Source organism: Aphanothece hegewaldii CCALA 016 (assembly GCF_003007785.1).
In the GTDB taxonomy this organism is placed as follows: Bacteria; Cyanobacteriota; Cyanobacteriia; order Cyanobacteriales; family Microcystaceae; genus Chroococcus; species Chroococcus hegewaldii.
Genome location: NZ_PXOH01000029.1, coordinates 1 through 15,962, shown reverse-complemented (window position 1 = coordinate 15,962; position 15,962 = coordinate 1). Strand labels below are relative to the sequence as shown.

At 37.1% G+C, this 15,962-nt stretch carries 15 protein-coding genes; 2 read left to right on the top strand and 13 right to left on the bottom strand.

The features are described 5' to 3' along the window. Positions 1 to 7 precede the first annotated feature (7 nt). From C7H19_RS25885 to C7H19_RS19660, 5 genes are all read right to left on the bottom strand, one after another. Positions 8 to 2,872: an ATP-binding protein gene (locus C7H19_RS25885; protein WP_181280680.1), complete on the bottom strand. Its 2,865-nt coding sequence runs from the start codon at positions 2,870 to 2,872 to the stop codon at positions 8 to 10. After that, a complete protein-coding gene (locus C7H19_RS19675) occupies positions 2,869 to 4,293 on the bottom strand; it encodes an ABC transporter substrate-binding protein (protein ID WP_106458630.1) in 1,425 nt (474 codons plus the stop codon). The genes C7H19_RS25885 and C7H19_RS19675 overlap by 4 nt, the downstream gene beginning before the upstream one ends. A gap of 108 nt (positions 4,294 to 4,401) precedes the next feature. Then, positions 4,402 to 5,397 (bottom strand): GntR family transcriptional regulator, encoded by a 996-nt coding sequence (locus C7H19_RS19670; RefSeq protein ID WP_106458629.1) that lies wholly within the window; start codon positions 5,395 to 5,397, stop codon positions 4,402 to 4,404. A gap of 136 nt (positions 5,398 to 5,533) precedes the next feature. Then, entirely contained in the window at positions 5,534 to 6,523 is a 990-nt protein-coding gene (locus C7H19_RS19665; RefSeq protein ID WP_106458628.1) for an Npun_R2821/Npun_R2822 family protein, read from the bottom strand. A gap of 5 nt (positions 6,524 to 6,528) precedes the next feature. Continuing rightward, positions 6,529 to 7,500, bottom strand: a complete 972-nt coding sequence (locus tag C7H19_RS19660) for a glycosyltransferase family 10 domain-containing protein (protein ID WP_106458627.1) — start codon at positions 7,498 to 7,500, stop codon at positions 6,529 to 6,531. A gap of 96 nt (positions 7,501 to 7,596) precedes the next feature. Between C7H19_RS19660 and C7H19_RS19655 the strand changes: the two genes are divergently transcribed. Beyond that, the gene (locus C7H19_RS19655; RefSeq protein ID WP_106458671.1) at positions 7,597 to 7,908 is read left to right on the top strand and encodes a 30S ribosomal protein PSRP-3; all 312 of its coding nucleotides are present in this window, start codon (positions 7,597 to 7,599) and stop codon (positions 7,906 to 7,908) included. Positions 7,909 to 7,986: 78 nt separating this feature from the next. Here the strand turns inward: C7H19_RS19655 and atpC are convergent, their stop codons facing one another. Both atpC and atpD read right to left on the bottom strand, forming a co-directional pair. Further along, a complete protein-coding gene (gene atpC, locus C7H19_RS19650; protein WP_106458670.1) occupies positions 7,987 to 8,397 on the bottom strand; it encodes an ATP synthase F1 subunit epsilon in 411 nt (136 codons plus the stop codon). An 81-nt stretch (positions 8,398 to 8,478) separates the two neighbouring features. Continuing rightward, on the bottom strand, positions 8,479 to 9,930 hold the full coding sequence (gene atpD, locus C7H19_RS19645; protein ID WP_106458626.1) for a F0F1 ATP synthase subunit beta: 1,452 nt from the start codon (positions 9,928 to 9,930) through the stop codon (positions 8,479 to 8,481). 351 nt (positions 9,931 to 10,281) lie between these two features. On the opposite strand from atpD, the gene nusB reads away from it, so the two are divergent. Further along, the gene (nusB, locus tag C7H19_RS19640) at positions 10,282 to 10,914 is read left to right on the top strand and encodes a transcription antitermination factor NusB (protein ID WP_106458625.1); all 633 of its coding nucleotides are present in this window, start codon (positions 10,282 to 10,284) and stop codon (positions 10,912 to 10,914) included. A 60-nt stretch (positions 10,915 to 10,974) separates the two neighbouring features. Here nusB and C7H19_RS19635 read toward each other — a convergent pair whose 3' ends face one another. The 6 genes from C7H19_RS19635 to C7H19_RS19610 all read right to left on the bottom strand — a co-directional run bounded on the left by C7H19_RS19635 (position 10,975) and on the right by C7H19_RS19610 (position 15,889). Beyond that, entirely contained in the window at positions 10,975 to 11,535 is a 561-nt protein-coding gene (locus C7H19_RS19635) for a glutathione S-transferase family protein (protein WP_106458624.1), read from the bottom strand. 17 nt (positions 11,536 to 11,552) lie between these two features. Next, the gene (locus C7H19_RS19630) at positions 11,553 to 12,302 is read right to left on the bottom strand and encodes a hypothetical protein (RefSeq protein ID WP_106458623.1); all 750 of its coding nucleotides are present in this window, start codon (positions 12,300 to 12,302) and stop codon (positions 11,553 to 11,555) included. A gap of 194 nt (positions 12,303 to 12,496) precedes the next feature. Beyond that, positions 12,497 to 12,742: an HNH endonuclease gene (locus C7H19_RS19625; RefSeq protein WP_106458622.1), complete on the bottom strand. Its 246-nt coding sequence runs from the start codon at positions 12,740 to 12,742 to the stop codon at positions 12,497 to 12,499. Between the two features lie 5 nt (positions 12,743 to 12,747). After that, positions 12,748 to 13,041, bottom strand: coding sequence for a KGK domain-containing protein (locus tag C7H19_RS19620; RefSeq protein ID WP_106458621.1), 294 nt, complete (start codon positions 13,039 to 13,041; stop codon positions 12,748 to 12,750). A gap of 282 nt (positions 13,042 to 13,323) precedes the next feature. Further along, positions 13,324 to 13,725, bottom strand: coding sequence for a KGK domain-containing protein (locus tag C7H19_RS19615; protein WP_106458620.1), 402 nt, complete (start codon positions 13,723 to 13,725; stop codon positions 13,324 to 13,326). A gap of 73 nt (positions 13,726 to 13,798) precedes the next feature. Then, entirely contained in the window at positions 13,799 to 15,889 is a 2,091-nt protein-coding gene (locus C7H19_RS19610; RefSeq protein ID WP_245927655.1) for a dynamin-like GTPase family protein, read from the bottom strand. Positions 15,890 to 15,962 lie beyond the last annotated feature (73 nt).

Genomic DNA, 15,962 nt, shown 5'->3' with positions numbered 1-15,962 from the left:
TAATATTTTATCCCAAAGTAGCTTGTACTTTCTCCATAATTTGTTCAAACTGAAGATTTTCGACAAGTGTAGTCAGAGTTTGATAAAGAGTGACTTCAGAGGGAGGAATTTGTTGTAAAAGCATTAAAATTTTATTTTCATCCGCTTGACTTGCGACATGATAGAGTTGTTCAAGCCATTCTGACGGCATTGAATTAAGATATTGTATTGTTAAATCACTATTTGAAATAGAATCAGATAGAATAGTCGTGGAATTTTGAGCAAAAATATATTCAATTCCAAGATATTTAGCCATCTTTTCAAAAATTTCTGCTGTTTGAAAAGGTTTACTCACAAAATCATCACAACCGGCGGATAAAACAAGCGATCGCTTTTCTTCAAATGCACTAGCCGTTAATGCAATAATAACAGTAGCCTGACCCATCGTTGTTTGTTTAATGCGTTGAGTCGCTTCATAACCATCCATCACAGGCATTCTCATATCCATCCATATTAAATGAGGCTGCCAATTTTTCCATATTTCTATACCCTGTTGTCCATTTTCTGCTTCTTGAATTTCAAAGCCAAGGGGTTCTAAAATACGCCGTAAAAGTTGCCTATTTTCCCATTTATCCTCAACAATTAGAATACGATATTGAGGCTGATTTGGTGCTAAACCCATCACTTTTTGATAAATTTTTTGCTGATTATTATTAATACTATCAGCTACTTTTAAAGGAATATCAAAGCGAAATACACTACCTTTACCTAACACACTATGAACGGTTATTTCGCCACCCATCAAATTAACAAACTGACGACTAATCGGTAATCCTAAGCCTGTCCCTTGATTAGAATGTTGTTCATTTTCAGTTTGAATAAAAGCTTCAAAAATACTTTCTATATCTTTAGCGGCAATACCAGTCCCCGTATCTTCTACCTCAAAAATAAGTCTTTCTTCTTGGTTAGAATTAACTCTTAAAATAACTTGTCCTACAAAAGTGAATTTAATTGCATTTCCCAACAAATTAATTAAAACTTGACGCAGCTTACTTTCATCCGTATAAATATATTGTGGAATATTTGAATTTATCTCAAATCGAAGTTGTAATCCTTTAGAAATCGCTTTAAGATGTAACATTTCTTCTAGAGTTTTTAGCAAATAGTGAAAATCAAAACTACTTTCTTGAAGCGTAATTTTTCCCGATTCTATTTTTGCCATCGATAAAACATCATTAATTAAAGCTAAAAGATGTTCACCACTCCGCCCAATAATTTCTAAAGTTTCCTCATGACTTTGTAATAATAATAAAGGATTGCGAACCAAATCACGATTCATCACTTGTGTAAAACCAAGAATTGCATTAAGAGGCGTTCTCAATTCATGACTCATATTAGCCAGAAATTCACTTTTAGCTAGGTTGGCTTTTTCGGCTGTTTTGAGCGCTTGTTGCATCGCTTCTTCGACTTGTTTTCGTTTTGTAATATCTCGAACCACAGCCATAACCGAGTAAATAGAAATTGGTGAAATACTACAATCAAACCAAGTCTGTTGACGATTCAGTGATAAACTATATTCAAAATGAGTAGTTTGTTTAGTCTCTAAAGCCGTTTGAATATAACTTAAAAAAAGATTAGCCTGTTCAGGTGAAAAAACTTCATGTAGCGTTTTTCCTAAAATTAAATCAGTTGATTGAATGAGAGTTTGATTATTTGTTGGTGCAATTTTGAGATATTTTCCTTGAGCATCCAAAACAAAAATCAATTCTGTCATCGCTGAAAATAAAGCCCGTAACTCCGCTTCTGACTTAGCTTGAGCAGATTCAGCCGCAATGCGATCTTCTATTTCTTGTTGCAAAACTTGTGCTTGTGCTTCAAGTTCATGGCTATAATTTTCGAGTTGTTCACGAGACAAAGTTAACTGACGCGATAACCAGTAAACCCCCATCATCAGAGTTGCTACAGACACCAAACCGACTAAAACGATAGTTGTAGCGAGACGACGTGCAGGTGCAAAAGCTTCATTTTGTTCCATTTCTACCAACAACGCCAAATCTTGATATTTTAGCCATCGATACACCCCCAAAACTGGAATATCTGCATAATTGCGATACAAACCCGAACCATTGATCCCTTGTATGGCTGCATCGATCCCAAGACTACTTACACCATTAGGAAACCCATCCATATTGTTTAATTGATCCATTGAAATCAACGTATTTTTTGTCACAATAGATCCAACTAAATAGGTTTCGCCACTTTGCCCTAAACCTGTGCTTTCTCGGACTATTTGATCAATGCGATCTAAGCTAAGATTAGCCAGTATTAGACCAATACGAAGACCTTTTTTATTACGAATTGGAGTCGATAAAGTAACTGAGGGTTTCCCCGTAACTGAAGAAACATGAAAAATAGGAGTAAAAGGCTCATTCGCCTTAATTTGATCAATATAAGTCACATTAGCTAAAATTTCATAATTTCCTTCTCGTTGTGAGTTGGTAGAAAGAATAATACGGTTACTGCGATCTAAAATACATACTTCTTTAAAAGGTAATTTGATGGCGACAACATCTTTAATGTATTTTTCTAGTAATTGATCTGCTTTTTGGTAAACGGGATCTGATGGAGAATGACTCAATATTATTTGAAAATTATTTTGTATATCAGGAAACTTAGTCAGCAATAAAAAATCTTCTTTTTGATCTTCAAACCATCGGGTAATTTCTTCTTCTTTTAGAGTAGCAGTTACTCGCAAACGATCAAATGCAGCTTGTTTTAAGGCTTCTCTAGCTCGTAAAAAAGCCACACCACCAACTACACCAAGGGTTAACAATGATAAAAATAAAAATGCTCCTGCTACCTTTGTGGTTAAATTCTGTTGCCAGAAGTTCATTGCCATTCTTCAAATATTTCTTTAATTCTCACAATTGCTTCATCGGCTGCCTGTTCAGGTGGAACTTTTTCGACAATTACTCTAGAAAGAGCTTTGCCCCAGACATTTTCTTTTAGTACCATACTATAAGCTGGATTATCAAATGTATAAAATAATCGAGTCGGTTGAGTTTTAAAAGTATGGCTGGCACGGGAAACATGGGGATCTTTCGGGTTTGTCCAAAAGGGATCTTTCCAAACTGATTTTAACACTGGAGAATGACGACCGCCCGATGCTTTTAGATAAGTGTCGATCGTTTCTGGTTCAATTAAATAAGATAGAAAATTTTTGGCTTCTTTTTGATGTTCAGAATCAGCAAATAAAATGACTTGTTGTACTGTAGCTAAATAACGCATTGGTTGTCCATTCGGTTTATTAGGTAGTTCTAAAAGTCCTAATTTATTTTGATATGTTTCTTGATCGGTTCTAACTGCTGTGGCAATAGAAAGAGTATCATTAGTGGTCATTAAAACTTCTCTATTGAGCATACTTCGGTTATTATCAGGATTAAGCCAGTGTAATGCTTGAGGGGAAAAATAACCTTTTTGATAGGTTTGACTATACCAAGTTAGTATTTTAATTATCCCTTGACGAACTTGAGGATTATCAATTTGTAACTGTCCTTTGTCGTCTAAAATTTTAATATCATAGGCTTCTAATAATTGTTCAAAAGTTTGGTATGTGTCCCCCGCTTCTACAGATAAAGGTAAACCTAGTCCGTAAATATTGATATTTTCCTTGGTTTTTAACTCATTTTGTGCTTTTCCCCAAAAATTCCAGAAATTCTCCCAATCTTTGGGGATATCTTTTTCTTTATAGCCAATTTTGTTTAAAACACCTTTCCAGTAATAAACGTGTATTGTTGCTTGATGAATTGGCAGCGCATAATAACTTCTTTTTTTCTCGACATTGTTATAAAAATTAACTGATTTTAGGGCTAATTCTTCATAATTTTTTTGATTAGGTAGAATAACATCGGAGACATCTGCTAGTTTTCCATCCCACGCTAAACGGGAAGTTAATGATTTTTCGCTTTTAAACATAGCGATAATATCGGGAAGCTCCCCCGCTTTTAACTCTCGTTCTACTTTTTGAGACAGTTCATCTGTTGTATAAAAAGACAGTTTAATTGTTTTACCGCTTTGCTTTTCCCAATCTTTGACGAGTTTTTGTAAGGCTTCGTCTTCTTCGAGAGTAAAACCCTTATCCCACCAAATTTCTAACGTGTCTGTATCGGCGGTAACATTTTGCTCATAAATACGTTTTTCTGTTCCTGAACAACTCACTAGAGTTAATAAAAACGGTAAAACGATCGCTGTTAAACGGTTTTTGCTCTTATTTCGCTCACTCCCAAGGGTTTTCTTAGAACGCACGCAAGACATATTATATTTACACGATTCACAAATGATCTCTATTGAAATACTACACACAGTCATAGAAGTATTTCTTCTAAAAAATATCAAGATTTGTGAAGTTTTTTTTAAGTTTGGCTATTTTTTTTCATTTCCTAAACCTAACTCACGTCTGAGTAATTCTAGTGATTTTTCTCCGATATAATTTTTACTACAAATAATTTCAGGTGTGCGAATGATCTCGTCTCTATTATCGATGAGTAAACGTTTAATAATAATATAACTCGCTTGATCGCTAATAATTAGTTGTGAAGTGCGAATTAAGGTTTTAAGTTTTTCAGTATCACTAATATGGGCTGTAACCACTAAAATATCATCGCCTCGCAAACTATGAATAAGAATTTCTGCAACACTTAAAATGCCTCGACTTAAACTCACTACTCCTAAACGACTCTCTTTCGGAAGTTTTTTGACGACGCTTAATTCTTTTTCGTAATCATAAATATCCACAGCGATCACTCGACTTGCATAAGGGGCGGCGATCGCTTCAGCCGGAATGACAAAATAACGACTCGTAACGACAGTTGCAGAGTTAGTTTGTGCTAACACTTTAGCTAAATCTTCCATTGGCACGAGTTCGACTGAAATACCTAATGTTTGCTCTAATTCTTTAACCATCAATTGACCCGCGCCTAAATCAACTGTGGGAATCGTTACTAATACTTTAGCACTACAACGTAATCGCCAATCTATTTCAGAGATGAGTAATTCTTTGACTTGAGAAAGAGTTAAACCTTGAGTTAAAAGATGATCTAAACTTTGTTGGATAAATTGACTCGCTTCGGGAAATTGTTGTAATAAAGGTGAGCCGAATTGAGAGTTACTTTTATTTGCTTGAGCCTTGACATAAATACCAGAACCTGCAACAGACTCGACGAGTCCATCATCTTCGAGTTGTTGATAGACTTTACTAATCGTATTACGATGTAATCCCGTAATCATCGCCAGTTGTCGGGTGCTGGGTAAACGATGTCCTGGTGGATATTGGCATGAGGCGATCGCAAAACGAATTTGGTCAAAAAGTTGTTTTGACGCGGGTATATCACTATCAGCCTGTATATGAAACTGAATCATGGTCAATCATCAATGATCATTAATGCCATTTTATGCTAGTGAACGGTATCAAAGCAGGAAAAGGGCAATCGTATGAACATTTACTTAAGTCGGTATGTACTAAATGTCTATAGTTATTAAGCTTTTGTTCCTGTGTTCACTTTAAGCCTAATTTGGCTAAGATTTTTTGTTTTAAGGTAGGAGTTTGAGCAGGTTTGGCAATTGATTTAAACTGGGGACGGTTTTCAGGTTCCGATAGATAACGATAGTGTAAAAAAATATCTCTGTATGTAAAATCAATATTTTCACCCGCACAAACTCGGTTAAATAAACTCGAAGATAGACCGATATAGTGAAGATAAGTTAAACGATTTCCCTTATCGTATAAAATCTGGTCTTTAGCTGTGAAATGAGGTGAAGTCACACAACAACCTGTCCGTTGCTCAGAAGATAGATGATGAGCAAAGTTATAAATTGAAAAACCTGATTTCATCATCATGTAATTGATGAGTGTTTGATCTGGTGCCATCGGATAAAGAATTTCTGCTTCACCATTTTTGAGTTGTTCAATTAACCAATTGCGTTTTTCTTCAGTAAATAAATCTTTTTTCGACCCATAAAAGCCAGAACAAAAAATCTCAGATTGTATGCGTTCTTGAGAAAAAACTTTTAATAATTTTGGTGAAGCTAGATCATAAACATGAGTCGGATCTTTATACTGAAAATCATAAGTAATACAATCATATTGATCTAATAACTTAAAAATATCATTCATTGGCCCCATTGCTACGGTATCGCCATCCATATAGATAAACCGCTCAAAAGGCCCATCAAAAGCACAATAACGCCGATGTGTGCCAAAGCGATGATAACCCTCACTTCCGGCTTTTTTCCAAATTTGGCGGGCGGTTGGATGAGTATCCCAAGCACAGAGAGCAAAATTATCCCATCGTTCTATTGATTCTTGGTCATCATAGAGTTGTACGTTGGGACGTTTCGCTATTTCTGCGGTAAGAAGTTCAGTATTATCATCGTAAGGATAGACGCAAACGGGAGTATCTTTTCCTAAAATTACTTCAATACTATTTAGTAAAGCAATGAGTTGATTAAGAACCCGATCATTAGCCAGTGTGCAGATTCCATCCATGAGATTTAAAAGGCTTTTTCGATAAAATTAGATAACCATGCCAGTAAGTTTAACTTGTGTAGGATAATTTGTCTTGCTTCAGCGATCGCATTTCTCGCTTGATGCCAAGCGTCTAAATTAGAAGTAACTTCTTTAAGATAAGCAAATCCTTTTTCATCAAGACTCGGTAATTTTAGATAACTTCCAGGCGGTAATAATTTTTCGGCGGCTCCTCCACCATAATAAATCGGTAAACACCAAGATAACAAAGAATCCCACAGCTTTTCGCTAACATATAAATCGTTTTCGGCGTAGTTTTCGATCGCAATGTTGTAATAATAGGGAGCCATGCCACACCATTTATTATTTAATGTACCGTATCCGTTTGCCCAATCGGGTAAACCGCGTCCATAGAGGTCAAAATCAAAATGATTGTCTCGTAATAGTTTCAGGAAGGCTAACCGTTGACGATGACTTTCGGTGCGAGAAATACCCGATGTGATCCAACTACAATTTTTAGTTTTCTCTGGGGGTGGCATTTCATTTAATTCTCTAAAAGAAGCATTAACGTACCAAATAGCGGGCATATAGTCAGGAATGGGCGCATATTGATCGGGACCTGAAATATATCCACAATATTGTTTAGCGGCTTCGTAGTTGGCTTTATTGATGGGGAGAACTTCTTCTAAAGGGGGTTCTCTAAGGAGATATATAATTCTTTCAGTAGGAACACCGCGCAATAGAGAGGATACGTCGGGTGGTTTAGCTGGCGGCTTTCGCAATTGGCGTAACTGTTGCCAAAAGGATTGTTTTTTTTTCGGCTTGCCAATCGGAAAATCAAATTGATACATCAAGAGAAAATCGGGTTTAGATGCAGAGGCGATGACTTGAGTATTGTTCCAAATGCCAAAAGAGTTAGGAGTCTGTCGCCACAGCCAATCTCGCTGTTCACTAATCCCTTGATAACTACTGAGCATACCGACAATTTTTTGAGTCATAGTTAATATACAGTTTAGTGGGTTCGACTAATAAGCGGTAGAATGGTGTGTTGTACAGTTTTTACTATTGATTGATGAGTATGATTGGAGGGGGAATTGGAGTCTAAGTTTATTTTAAAGGTACTTTGGTTAGATGAAAATGTAGCGATCGCTGTCGATCAAGTTGTGGGCAAGGGAACTAGCCCGCTAACGGCTTACTTTTTCTGGCCTCGTAATGATGCGTGGCAACAGCTAAAAGATGAATTGGAAGCCAAGCACTGGATCAATGAAAATGATCGCATTGAGGTTTTAAATCAAGCGACAGAAGTGATTAACTTTTGGCAGGATCTCCGTAATCAAAGTAAGAGTATCCCGATGGCTGAAGCTCAATCCAAATTCCCAGAAGTCAATTTTAGCGGCAGTAACTAAAGACGCAAGCTTATAACAGCCAAAGGGCAGATCAATCTCTGCCCTAAGTTTCGTGTCTATTGTGACTGGGGATGACTTTTAGACTAGACCGCCGGCTGCTTGATAACGCGCTCTAGCTTTTCTCCAGGCTTGTTGAGCTTGGAGGACTTTACGGCGATCGCCAGCTTTATTGGCTTCGTCAAGTTCGGTTTGTGCTTGGTTGTATATTTGTTGGGCTGTTTCTTTGTTAATTTTGTTCCCCATTTCGGCACCATTAACGAGGACTTTTACCTCGTTATTTTCGACTTCAGCAAAACCACCCATTATGGCGATCGACTGCCAGTCTTTGCCTGGGCGAACTCGGAGAACACCGATATTGAGAGCAGTTAACAAAGGAGCATGACCCGTTAAAATACCGAGTTGTCCGGTGCTGCTAGGCAGAATAATTTCTTCTGCTTCGGCATCCCAGACGATTTTATCTGGCGTAATTACTCGTACTGTTAGCGTCATTGCTTTGAATTGATTTGATGAATAAAAAAATTTGTACCAGACGCGATAGATCACGTCTGTACATCAGTAATAATTACCTATCTAGGCTTTAGCTTTGAGTTTTTCAGCTTTGGCTTTTACTTCGTCGATATTACCAACCATGTAGAAAGCTTGTTCAGGTAAATCATCGAGTTCACCACCCAAGATCATATTAAAACCGCGAATGGTGTCGTCTAGGGTGACGTATTTACCTGGAGAACCTGTAAAGACTTCTGCCACGAAGAAGGGCTGAGATAGAAAACGTTCGATTTTACGAGCGCGATCGACAGTACGACGGTCTTCTTCTGATAATTCATCTAAACCGAGAATGGCGATGATGTCTTGAAGTTCTTTGTAACGTTGTAGAGTAGACTGAACTGCACGAGCCGTACCGTAGTGGTCATCACCGACGATACTTGGTTGTAACATGGTGCTAGTCGAATCTAATGGATCTACTGCTGGATAAATCCCTTTAGAAGCCAAACCACGAGACAATACAGTTGTTCCGTCGAGGTGAGCGAAGGTGGTTGCGGGAGCGGGGTCAGTTAAGTCATCCGCAGGTACATAAACCGCTTGAACCGAGGTTATAGAGCCTTCTTTGGTTGAGGTAATGCGTTCTTGTAAATCCCCTACATCAGTTCCGAGTGTGGGCTGATATCCTACCGCAGAGGGCATCCGTCCGAGTAGTGCGGATACTTCAGAACCCGCTTGAACGAAACGGAAAATATTATCAATAAATAAAAGTACGTCTTGTTTGTTGACATCACGGAAGTATTCCGCCATCGTCAAAGCTGATAAACCAACCCGCATTCTGGCTCCTGGGGGTTCATTCATTTGACCATAAACCAGAGCAATTTTAGATTCTTCTGGGTTTTCGGCGTTAATTACACCCGATTCGATCATTTCATTATAAAGGTCGTTTCCTTCGCGGGTGCGTTCGCCCACACCACCGAATACAGATACACCACCATGATTAATAGCGATGTTGTTGATTAATTCCATCATAATAACGGTTTTACCAACACCTGCACCGCCAAACAGACCAATTTTTCCACCCTGACGATAGGGAGTTAATAAGTCAATAACTTTAATTCCAGTTTCAAATACTTTGGGCTTGGTTTCTAAGTCAACCAGCTTGGGAGCCGCCCGGTGAATGGGAGAGGTTTCAGAAGTATTAGCGGGGCCTTTTTCGTCTACAGGCTCACCTAGTACGTTGAAAATACGTCCTAATGTAGCTTTGCCAACGGGAACGCTTATGGGTGCGCCTGTGTCCACAACATCCATGCCACGAACTAATCCATCTGTACTACTCATAGCGACGGCGCGGACTTGGTTATCACCTAGAAGTTGTTGAACTTCGCAGGTGTTTGTTACTTCTTGTCCGGCGGCATTGGTTCCCCGAACTTTTAGTGCATTATAGATCCGGGGCAAACTTCCGCTAGGGAATTCCGCATCAACCACAGGGCCGATGACTTGAATAATTTTACCGACGTTTGTTTCTGTTGTAGCTACCATGCTTGTGTCTTTTTAGGGGATTTGCGTACTATTTTCCTGATATGGGAAAATCTTAAGTTATTGTAAAAATTGCCACCTAACAGCTTATCATCGATTTGGATCGCGGTAGTAAAGAAAATTTAGAAAAGCTAAAGACGCTCTCTTGCTTATCCCGACTTAACCCGTTCTCAATCGTTACAATAGATTCAGGGCTAAGATTGATCTTTGGTGATGTGTTGAGACAACCGCGATCGTTTAACTTCCTTGCTCCTGTTATCATGACAAATGATGCTAAAACGCTCTCACAATGAAAAAGCCTGAATATTAGGCTAAATAAAGCTCTATAATTTTAATCCTGATTTATTATTAATTATGCCTCCTCGTCAACAGCCTCGACGGATTTCACGTGAATTAGCTCTTTTAGGCTTGAGTCAAATAAAAAGCCAACCTGAAAAACTAGAACAAACTGACCTAAATGAATTAGTCTTAGCAGCAGTTCGCACTCTAACCACAGAAATTCGAGAAACACTAGAAACCGCTTCTGGTGAAGTCCACAACGCCGATGAACGATTAATTAGTAGTGATACTCGCGCTACTAACCTAAAAAGCGCTCAAACAATGGTTAGAGAAGCGTTAGAATTGACTCAAAGTGCGATTAATCGTCTGGCTATTGTGATTGATTTTCCAGAACGCTTACAACTTTCGAGTCAATATGAAGTTAGAGGATATGCCCTAGAACTCATCGGAACGGTTTATCGCCGACAAAAAGAAATTGAACAAATCATCGAATCAGCTTTAGTCGATTGGCAATTAAACCGACTTGCTAAAATCGATCGAGATATTCTGAGAATTGCCGTTTCAGAAATGATGTTTTTAGATATCCCTCATAAAGTCGCTATTAACGAAGCTGTAGAACTCGCTAAACGTTATTCTGATGAAGAAGGTTATCGATTTGTTAATGGTGTCCTTAGACGAGTTACCGATAAATTAACCGTAAATAGTTGATTTTTGATGTTTTTCTGTAGGGGTTTGGTTTTCAAACCCACTAACTATAATACCCAGTTTTCAAACTGGATCACTATTAAAAGCTTTTTGAAAAGCCTCGCTCTTACTCAACTGCTCAAGATATGACACGATCGCAGGATAAGCACTTAGATCCAGTGTCGCCATTTGTCGCCCATAGTGCAAATAGGAGCCAACAGCAATATCGGCTACGGTGAGCCTATCCTCACATAAAAATGATTTTTGTTGTAGGATTTTATCGAGAGCGGGTAAGAGTTTTGGCAGTTCTCTTTCGCGGCGATCTTCTAAAAAAATACTTAATGCTAAAGTTGCATTAGCAAATATGACCCATTGTGCCAAAGTAGAACTAATTTCGGCATTACTTGGTATTTTACTATATTTTTCGGCTAAATACAACAAAATCGCGCCAGATTCCCAAATTTTATAGTCACCATCCTCTAAAGCGGGAACTTTTCCCATCGGATTAATGGCTAAAAATTCAGGTTTTCTATGCTCTTCTGCTTGCAAATCAAGAGATATATACTCGTAGGGCAATCCTAATTCTTCGAGATACCATCGAACGATCGTTGCCCTTGTGCGAGTTCCTCCGTAAAATTTGATCATTTGTGATAAAAATTCCTTTAATGGGGCATCAGAGAAGGAAAAACACTCATTTGTTGTCCTAAAAAGCGTTTATGTACAAGTTCTCTGAAAGTATCTAGATCATTATCCCATTGATTGAGGGCTGATTTAAGTTGTAAGAGTCTTTCTGCTTCGTTTTCGGTTTCAATGCTATAGTTAAAGCTGCCTGCAAACAGAACCGCAGGAATAGCACGTCGATCGGGTAATTGTACCTTAGCTTCATTAATATTAATATTCAACTGACAGCGATCTAGTTGATACAAATAGTTTACACCCGCTTGTACAGGGGAAAGTCCAAAATCCTGCCAAAGTCCAGGAGCAAGCAAAGTTCTAGTGATATACTGTCTAGCAGCATCAGGGCTACTGGGAAAAGGTACGATACTTCTTGTGGTGATCCCGACTCCTTGATATTCTGCATGGGGCAATTTGTCAATAAAATTGCTCACCAGTTCAGGTAATTTGAGATCTTTTAGATTAGGATGATTTAAAATCGCCGTAAAGGTGATAGTTCTAGGTTGCGCGACAATACTTACCCCATTTTGAAAGTTAATTTGAGCAAAATTGGGGTTCATGACAGGTTGTGCGCTTAATTCCCAATCATTCGGAATAATTCCGCTAAATTTGAGGAATTCTACACTAAGAATCGTCGGATTGAGGTTTTTTGCGGCTAAACCGATCGCTACATCTTGAATTTCTCTTACTTGTGCTTCCGATCGGGTTTCTGGATTAATATCTAAGGGAGCTACCATTATTCGTCCTGTCTATTATGAATGGATACAGTATAATTTAATACTCTTTTGCTTTTTCTAGTTTAATCCCTAAAATCTAAATTGTCAGGATTTTTAAGATATTTCTTAATTAAGATACGCTAAATGAGTTTAATATCTATTATTGAGCATAATTACTAATTATGTTCATTTGTAAAACTATAAGCTATTTTGGATTAATCTGAAAAGTAACGCTTAAAGCGTGGATCGAGATAGTGTTTTTTCTTGGAATTACAATTTACACATAATGTTTGTAGATTACTAATATCGTTACTTCCCCCAAGAGCAAGAGGAATAATATGATCTATATTCATAATGACCTCTTTTTGAGTTTTGCCACAGCTTTTACATTGATAGTTATCTCGTTGATAAACATATTCTCTCACTGAATAGGGTATAGGAATACGCGGTGTTTTCTGCATATAGTTTAGCTAATCGTTTGACGAATATCATCTAAAATAGATTCTGGTTCTTCGGGAATAAATTCTAAGGTTATTCTGATTTTCCCTTTCTTCCATCCTGTATTCGGGCTAAGTATTTCGCATTCTACGCCTTTTTGTCCCCATTTTTCTCGTCTTTCCTCACTTTTGTCTATTTGTTTCATTAAATCTTCGACAAATTCTTTAACTTGAAAAGTCACATGAGAAAGAATTATTTTATCTTCATAGTTATTAATTGAAACCACATCATCACGGTTAAGCAAAATTTTCTTTTCAGACATAATTGATTTTCCTATTGTTACAGTACGCCAGGGAATTAATTCCCTGTCTAATATAGAAAGTCCGTTAAAACGGACTAATTAGTTTTCTGTTTAGTTAGTAGTCGGTTTTAACCGACTTAAGCTTTGAGACAGTGGTTTAAACCACTGTTAGAATATTATTACAGTACTGTCTAATATAGAAAGTCCGTTAAAACGGACTGATTAGTTTTTTGTTTAGTTAGTCGGTTTTAACCGACTTAAGCTTTGAGACAGTGGTTTAAACCACTGTTAGAATATCATCATTTAATTAATCGTCTGACGAAGATCATCTAATATTGACGGTGACTCAAGCGAAGAATTTTTTATCGTTTCATCTGGATAAAAATCTACAGTTATCTTTATTTTGATTTTACCCTTAACCCATTTTTGACTACCCAATTGTAAAATACTACATTCGACACCTTGAGCAAACCAATAATTATAACATTCAATTTCTTGAGCATTAGAATTTTGGATTGTAAATTTTTCTTTAATGTTTATACTATTTCTTTCTAAATGTTCTCTCAATCTTTGTTCTGCCCATTCCTTTTTTTCAAAAAAATGTTTTAGTAATAATTTTATATTCCCTAATTTGCGAATGTTATTTTCTTCAAACTCCACTACATCATCATCAGAAAAATTTGATAGATACTGATTATTTTCCATTGTTTAATAGACCTAATTGATTTACATAAGTATTGTTTGAGGAGGGTTTGGCAACCAAACCCCTAGGAAAAAATTAATTAAGATAATCTATTTCATCATCATCACCTTGATCTAATTTTTCCTCTTTAACTTCAACTGATGAAGGAAGAATGCTAAAATCTGAAGTGACAATTAAAGGTAATTGGTGTTCATACAATTTCATCACTTGTAAACAAGCATTAATTCCTGATACAGCTTGATTGAATTGCTCGATTTTTTGCTTAATATCACCTTGTTGACGAACATTTTTTGCTATCTTTTCGGCTGCTTCTTGTTCTAAATTTTGCTCAAGATATGCTCTAGCTTTATCGTATTGCTGTAAAATATCATCAGATTGTTTTTCCGTCATCGGTAATAACTGAGTTTTTAGGGTTTGATTAATCGTTTGTCGGAAGTTCTTACGGATAGTTGTTGATACTTTTGGTTCAAAATCTAACTTTAGTAATTGACGGATTGCGGGTTCAGCTTGTATCATACTCTCATAGTCATATCCTTGAGATGTTTGTTGTAAAGTTTGACGAAATTGATAGATAGAAAATGTTCCCTCATCATAAAATCTCGGACTTTCTCTAACATAACGATCGCATTCTGTTTTAGCTTCAGAAACAAGCGCATGACTTAGCTTTTCTTCCATTTGTTGAAGTTGGGTTTCTATGCCTCCATCATTACCGAGTAAACGATATAATTTTCGATAATAATCTGACTGACGCACTCGATCTAATAATCTCTGACAGAAGCGGTTTACTAATGCTTTTGACTCTTCTACTAAAACATCTTCTAACTCATTAGCGAGATAATATAATGCTTCGACTAAAACGGCTAAAAGTGGTGCGGTAGAATTACGAGGATGAGTGAAAGTCGCACGACTATAAGCATTTTTTACAGAAAAAGTTTGTAACAATTCATCTAAGCGACTCACCATTTTTGCTTTGAGTTTTTGGAAGTCTTCTTCAAAAAGTGAATCAGCATTGACGGTTATTTTATTAATTTCCTCTGCAATATGCTTACTAAATTCTTGCCCAACTTCTTGTAAATCATGACTTAGTTTAATCAACTCCTGTAACTTCATTGCTTCTATTTCACGGGGTTGACTATCTATTTCTCGATATTTGTCTAGATAATATTTTTTGAGAGTAATACAAAGCGGTTGTAAATCATCTGCTAAATTAGAAAAAAGTTGTGGGCGTTTTTCTTCGGTAAGATAACGAGTAATAGCAGTGCGAAAATCTTCGATACCACTATCGGTAATTAATTGATCAATTAGAGGTGTTCCCCACTCACTTAAAATTCGCGTATAATTTTCGTTGGGTGTGTCATATCCATTCACTGTAACTAGAAAATTAGTTCGCGTTAATTTCTTAGAATTGGCACAATAATTATTAAATTCACTGACAAATTGTGGTGTTTCTTCTTCTCCTCCTAAACTTTTGACACTCTCGGCAAATAATGAATCTAAACCATATCGATCGCGTCCTGATGTATGATGTTTGATCTGACTACCATAAAATCCGAGTAACCCACTGGTTTTATAAATACGGTTACTGTCTCTAAATTGTGTTTGTATAAGATTATCTAAGCGTTGACGCAGTTGAGCATTGTACCAAGTTTGATCGATGCGATTAAAGACATAAAAAACCCGATCTCGTATACTTGGATTAGCCCGCATTTTCTCCATCAATTCGGTTTCTTCTGTCGTCATATCTCCGGCTGAAGCAGGTTTCAAGACACAAACTACAGCCGATGTTTCTGCATCTTCGATTTTTCGATAGGTTAATTCTGCATCTTTTTTCACCGGTGCATCAATCCCAGGCATATCGACTAATACGTTACCATCTTGTAATAAGGGATGAGAGCAATGGTATTCTAACCGTTTGAGAACTGCACTATTACTTCCCCGTCTAGCATAACTTGCGGCTTCTGTCAAGTTAGAAAAGTTAAATTGTTCCATCGAATACGTCGCATTATTGTTAGGGTGAATGCGATCGCCATTTTGAAGATATCCTTCGATTAATAATTTTAAACCTTGTGCTTGTTTAGCGCGATCGGACTTACTCTCGCCCCCTTCTTGTTCTAAAATTTTGTCACAGACTTGTTGTAGCAGTGTGGTGACTTCTTTTGATACCAAATCCGTAAAAGAGAACCCATTTATCTGATAGACTGTGGGAATGGGAAGAAAAGCACATTTAGAAAATTATCTA

Bases quoted from the DNA above. Each gene is read 5' to 3' on its own strand.
- nusB (WP_106458625.1), top strand. From the start codon at position 10,282: ATGCCTCCTCGTCAACAGCCTCGACGGATTTCACGTGAATTAGCTCTT.
- C7H19_RS19615 (WP_106458620.1), bottom strand. From the start codon at position 13,725: ATGGAAAATAATCAGTATCTATCAAATTTTTCTGATGATGATGTAGTG.
- C7H19_RS19670 (WP_106458629.1), bottom strand. From the start codon at position 5,397: ATGATTCAGTTTCATATACAGGCTGATAGTGATATACCCGCGTCAAAA.
- C7H19_RS19620 (WP_106458621.1), bottom strand. From the start codon at position 13,041: ATGTCTGAAAAGAAAATTTTGCTTAACCGTGATGATGTGGTTTCAATT.
- C7H19_RS19635 (WP_106458624.1), bottom strand. From the start codon at position 11,535: ATGATCAAATTTTACGGAGGAACTCGCACAAGGGCAACGATCGTTCGA.
- C7H19_RS19630 (WP_106458623.1), bottom strand. From the start codon at position 12,302: ATGGTAGCTCCCTTAGATATTAATCCAGAAACCCGATCGGAAGCACAA.
- atpC (WP_106458670.1), bottom strand. From the start codon at position 8,397: ATGACGCTAACAGTACGAGTAATTACGCCAGATAAAATCGTCTGGGAT.
- C7H19_RS19675 (WP_106458630.1), bottom strand. From the start codon at position 4,293: ATGTCTTGCGTGCGTTCTAAGAAAACCCTTGGGAGTGAGCGAAATAAG.
- atpD (WP_106458626.1), bottom strand. From the start codon at position 9,930: ATGGTAGCTACAACAGAAACAAACGTCGGTAAAATTATTCAAGTCATC.
- C7H19_RS19625 (WP_106458622.1), bottom strand. From the start codon at position 12,742: ATGCAGAAAACACCGCGTATTCCTATACCCTATTCAGTGAGAGAATAT.
- C7H19_RS25885 (WP_181280680.1), bottom strand. From the start codon at position 2,872: ATGAACTTCTGGCAACAGAATTTAACCACAAAGGTAGCAGGAGCATTT.
- C7H19_RS19660 (WP_106458627.1), bottom strand. From the start codon at position 7,500: ATGACTCAAAAAATTGTCGGTATGCTCAGTAGTTATCAAGGGATTAGT.
- C7H19_RS19665 (WP_106458628.1), bottom strand. From the start codon at position 6,523: ATGGATGGAATCTGCACACTGGCTAATGATCGGGTTCTTAATCAACTC.